This is a genomic window from Streptomyces durhamensis (assembly GCF_000725475.1).
Lineage (GTDB): Bacteria > Actinomycetota > Actinomycetes > Streptomycetales > Streptomycetaceae > Streptomyces > Streptomyces filipinensis.
Genome location: NZ_JNXR01000080.1, coordinates 1 through 1,283 on the forward strand (window position 1 = coordinate 1; position 1,283 = coordinate 1,283).

Here is a 1,283-nt window from a genome sequence, read left to right on the forward strand (position 1 = left end):
AGCTCGAAGCCGTGCGCGACCAGCTCCCGCGCGGGGAAGATCATCGAGCGCTTGTCGCGGTTGGCGACCGAGATGAACGCGCGGCCCTTGGTGGGCAGCGGGCCGTAGGCACCCGCCTGCGACTTGGCGTACGCCGTGCCGAAGACGGAGTCGATGCCCATCACCTCGCCGGTGGAGCGCATCTCCGGGCCCAGCACCGTGTCCACGCCGCGGCCGTGGATGTCACGGAAGCGCGACCACGGCATGACGGCCTCCTTCACCGAGATCGGCGCGTCCAGCGGCAGCTCGCCGCCGTCGCCGTGCTTCGGCAGCAGGCCCTCCGCGCGCAGCTCGGCGACGGTCGCGCCCAGCGAGATCCGGGCGGCGGCCTTGGCCAGCGGCACCGCGGTCGCCTTCGAGGTGAACGGCACGGTCCGCGAGGCACGCGGGTTGGCCTCCAGGACGTAGAGGATGTCACCCGCCATCGCGAACTGGATGTTGATCAGACCCCGCACCCCGACACCCTTGGCGATCGCCTCGGTGGAGGCGCGCAGCCGCTTGATGTCGAAGCCGCCCAGCGTGATCGGCGGCAGCGCGCAGGCGGAGTCGCCGGAGTGGATGCCGGCCTCCTCGATGTGCTCCATCACGCCGCCGAGGTAGAGCTCCTCGCCGTCGTAGAGGGCATCCACGTCGATCTCGATCGCGTCGTCCAGGAACCGGTCCACCAGGACCGGACGGGAGGGGCTGATCTCGGTCGACTCGGCGATGTAGGCGGCGAGCCGGGTCTCGTCGTAGACGATCTCCATGCCGCGCCCGCCGAGGACGTAGGAGGGCCGGACCAGGACCGGGTAACCGATCTCGTCGGCGATCGCCTTGGCCTGCGCGAAGGTGGTGGCCGTGCCGTGCTTCGGGGCCGGCAGGCCCGCCTCCGCCAGGACCCGCCCGAAGGCGCCACGGTCCTCGGCCGCGTGGATCGCCTCCGGCGACGTACCCACGATCGGCACACCGTTGTCCTTCAGGGCCTGGGCGAGGCCGAGCGGGGTCTGGCCGCCCAGCTGCACGATCACGCCCGCGACCGGGCCGGCCTGCTGCTCGGCGTGGACGATCTCCAGCACGTCCTCCAGGGTGAGCGGCTCGAAGTACAGCCGGTCGGAGGTGTCGTAGTCGGTGGAGACGGTCTCCGGGTTGCAGTTGACCATCACCGTCTCATAGCCCGCATCGCTGAGCGCGAAGGAGGCGTGCACACAGGAGTAGTCGAACTCGATGCCCTGCCCGATCCGGTTCGGCCCGGAACCCAGGATGAT

Annotated in this window: 1 protein-coding gene; it reads right to left on the reverse strand. The window is 70.6% G+C overall.

The features are described 5' to 3' along the window. A partial coding sequence (gene carB, locus IO33_RS0141830; protein ID WP_031174312.1) for a carbamoyl-phosphate synthase large subunit occupies positions 1–1,283 on the reverse strand: 1,283 nt, incomplete at both ends.